General features: G+C 60.5%; 4 protein-coding genes. 3 read left to right on the top strand and 1 reads right to left on the bottom strand.

Features of this window, described 5'->3' with window-relative positions; genetic code table 11:
• Positions 1-67 precede the first annotated feature (67 nt).
• Both ACP5PX_RS07575 and mutM read left to right on the top strand, forming a co-directional pair.
• The gene (locus tag ACP5PX_RS07575; RefSeq protein WP_428085361.1) at positions 68-766 is read left to right on the top strand and encodes a hypothetical protein; all 699 of its coding nucleotides are present in this window, start codon (positions 68-70) and stop codon (positions 764-766) included.
• A 72-nt stretch (positions 767-838) separates the two neighbouring features.
• Positions 839-1,663 carry a bifunctional DNA-formamidopyrimidine glycosylase/DNA-(apurinic or apyrimidinic site) lyase gene (gene mutM / locus ACP5PX_RS07570; RefSeq protein ID WP_428085360.1) on the top strand — a complete coding sequence of 275 codons (825 nt, stop codon included), beginning with the start codon at positions 839-841 and terminating at the stop codon, positions 1,661-1,663.
• Here the strand turns inward: mutM and ACP5PX_RS07565 are convergent.
• Positions 1,656-2,873, bottom strand: a complete 1,218-nt coding sequence (locus ACP5PX_RS07565; protein ID WP_428085359.1) for a replication factor C large subunit — start codon at positions 2,871-2,873, stop codon at positions 1,656-1,658. The genes mutM and ACP5PX_RS07565 overlap by 8 nt on opposite strands.
• 322 nt (positions 2,874-3,195) lie before the next feature.
• Between ACP5PX_RS07565 and ACP5PX_RS07560 the strand changes: the two genes are divergently transcribed.
• Positions 3,196-3,420: metallophosphoesterase family protein (locus tag ACP5PX_RS07560; RefSeq protein WP_428085358.1), on the top strand; the 225-nt coding region annotated here is incomplete at its 3' end.

The raw sequence follows: 3,420 nt of genomic DNA, 5'->3' as shown, positions 1-3,420 counted from the left end.
CCTTGCTGCGGAACACGGTTCTTGATGTTGATTCTGACCTGCAAGGGCTTTCACCGGGTGGGAGGCCTTGCTGCGGAACACGGTTGCCATCGTCACCTGCCCGAGCAGCCTTTACGGTCAGGCCAACCAGGGCCGGCCCGGTGACCCCAGAATCGTAGTGATGGCCAACCCGCAGGCAGCCTACGGAACCTCGTTTGCTGCCCCCGCCGCCAACGCCGTCATCCAGCACCTCACCAGAGGGGAGATTGTCAAGATGATGAACGAGACCGGGGCATCTTTTGCCCAGATTGTCCAGGCGGCCGGGATGGCGCGGGCCGCTAACGTCAACGGCAGGGTGGTGGCGAGCGAGGTCCAGGCGATGGTCAGCGCCGTGATGAGCGCAACCCCAAATCTTAAGGGGAACTGGACGGGTAGCTACCGTGCCAACCACACCGAGACCACTGACGGATGGACCCGCCGGTCTAGTGGCGTGATGACCTGGGAAATTTCCGTGAGCGACGGCGCCTTTCAGGGCAGCCTGTACCTTGATGGGATTCAGGTTCTCGACGTGGACACTGGCGCGGTAATGTGGTACGCCTCCTGCACAGGAACTGTATCAGGAACTTTTTCCGCGGGCAGCCTTCAGGGGAGCATAGACTTCACCGTCCCCAACACCCTTTCACCGCCGAGAAGCTGGCCCTTCACGGCCACGTTGAGCGGTGACCGCCTCGAAGGCGGGGCGAGCACCGGAAGGGTTTCTTGGTCCTTCACCCTGACGCGGCAGTAGGGTTATCGCGAGACACCCGAACACTGTAGCACAATGATTAATTTATTTGCCGGAGCTGTTAGTTGGGTTGAAATGCCTGAACTTCCCGAGGTCGAGACGATAAAGAGAGAGCTGACGGCAAGGCTTTTGGGGAGGAGATTTTCCAGTGTTGAGGTTCGCGACGAGAAGATCCTCCAAGGGATCTCCCCGGCCGATTTCCGCCGGCGACTGATCGGCCAGAGGATCGATGAGATCGGCCGCCGTGGGAAGTATCTCCTCTTCCAGCTCTCCGGCAGCGAGACGCTCGTCATTCATCTTCGCATGACGGGAGCGCTGCTGCTGAACCCGGAGGAGCAGGAGAGGTTCACTAGGATTGTCTTCAGTTTTGACGATCGCACCCGCCTCGTCTTCACCGATGTCCGGCGCTTCGGCGTCGTTTATCTGGTCAGGGACAGGCTCGATGTGGTCGGGGAGCTCGGCGTGGAGCCGCTAGCCGCCGAGTTCACCCCGTCCGTGCTGGCGGGGCTGCTGAAGGGACGCCGGGCCCCGATAAAGGCGGTGCTTCTCGACCAGACCGTCATCGCGGGCATCGGCAACATGTATGCCGACGAGGCGCTCTTCTTGGCGGGAATCCATCCCATGACCCCCGCCGGCAAGCTCAACCCAGCTCAGGTCAGGGCGCTCCACGGCGCGATCAGGAGAGTCCTAGCCCGGGCGATCGACAGCGGCGGGGCCAGCGTCAGCACCTATCGCAGGCCCAGCGGTGAAATCGGGATGGCTCACTTTGACTTCAAGGTCGCCCATTGTGGAGGAAAAAAGTGTCCCCGATGCCGGGCCGAGATCCGGAGGGTTAAGGTGAGAAACCGCAGCAGCTACTATTGCCCTAAGTGTCAGCCTCTGGGACGCAGGACTACCTGAGGAACCCAAGCTCAGGCTCCGTCAGCTCCAGCGCGGTGACAATCGCCTCCGCAGTTTTCCGGTCGTTTTTGAAAATGATTCTCAAGTAGGGCAGGATGTCCCGTCTCGCGGTCCTCGAAGAGGTGTGGCAGTGAGCCGCGATCTTTCTCGTCAGCGAATCCCTCACGGCCCGGTCGGCACGTGTTCGGGAGTAGCGCCAGATGTGGCTGGGCAGCTTTGCCTTCACCGGCTTCAGCTCCTCGCCCCGGCTCAGGCTGACGCCGGCGCTCATGAGATCGCCGGCGTAGCTCCACATGCCATAGGCCTGGCCCCTCTTCGCCCGCCCGAGGAAGATGTCGGCCCGGGAGATCGCCTCGTAGACTTTGGCCCGTGACTCCACCCCATCCACAACCAGCGGGATGTTTTCACTTATCCAAGCCAGCGCGTCCTCTGGGGGCAGGTCGAGCGACCAAAGCAGTTTTCTCGCCTCATCGGCGCTGGTGGCCTCGAGCAGCTTGGCGAGGAAGCTCTCGATGTCGATTTCTTGGTCCCGGCGGTAGAGGACCACATCCTTGATCGTCAACCGTTTTTTTCCGGTGGTGAGCGTCTGCAGGTCAGTTATTGCCGAGCGGAGGTCCCCCCGGGCCGTCTCCGCAATCACCTTGAGGGCGAGCTCTTCGAAGTCGATTTTTTCCAGATGAAGGATCCTCGCGAGTTCCTTGAGGATGACCTCTTCGCCGATTCTCCCGAATTCGACCATCAGGCAGGCAGCCTTGATTTCCCAGGGGATGGCGTCCTTGTCGTTGGCGATGAGGACGAGCGGGTTGTGCGTCTCGGCGATGATCTCCTTTATCGCGCTGTAGCCCCCGCGGTCGGCGGTACCGTAGATGCTGTCCGCCTCGTCGAGCACGATCAGCCTCTTCGCCGCCGTGCCGCCGAACAGCGTCCCAGTTGAGGCCGCGGTCCCCGCGACGCGTTTCACCTCCGCCAGGTTGCGCTGATCGCTGGCGTTCATCTCGATTAGGTCCCAGCCGAAGTCGCTGGCCAGCGCCGCCGCAGCCGCGCTCTTGCCCGTCCCCGCCGGGCCGTAGAAAAGGGCGGCGGCTTTGGCTGGCCGTCCCCGTTCCCAGGACTGGGCCCAGCGCGTAATCAGCGAGATCGCCTTGGGCTGACCCACGATTTCCCTGAGGCTTTTCGGCCGGTACTTTTCGACCCAGGGAAGCTCCGACATAACACCGAAGAAAATTCGGCTGATTTCGATTTAAGCTTGACCGATTTCTGGAACCGGCAAATCACGCGAGAGTTCAAGGTGTTGAAGCGGCCACGAATAAATGCTGCTTTTGAGGTCAATTTTGCTGTTAACTCCCCAGTTGACAGCATCTTGAGAGGTGGGCGAAGTAATCCACTCGTCATTTTCACCCTGACTCTCCGAGGCACGAGAAAAGTGCAGGAGATTTCAGAACCCGAACACCTCAAAATTTTACCCGTTAATCAAACGTTTAACCCGAAAACCCACTTAAATCCGAAAAGTGTAGAGAGATTGAGTGACCTGTTTGAGGCTGGCGTTAATTTCCGATCCGCATCTGGGCACTAAGTGGGGAACACCCCGGGAGCAGGACTCCTTCGACCAGTTCCGCGAGGCGGTTGAGGAGGCCATCGATCGCGGCGCCCAGCTAATCCTCATCCTCGGCGACATCTTCGACACTAGGATTCCACGCCAAGAGGTCTGGGCTCAGGCGCTGAGGATCCTCTCGCTCCCCCTGGCCCGGGGCAGGAAC

This window comes from Hadarchaeum sp. (SeqCode), assembly GCF_049969415.1.
Taxonomy (GTDB): domain Archaea; phylum Hadarchaeota; class Hadarchaeia; order Hadarchaeales; family Hadarchaeaceae; genus Hadarchaeum.
The sequence above is the reverse complement of the archived record's forward strand: the minus strand, read 5'-3'. Positions and strand labels throughout refer to the sequence as shown.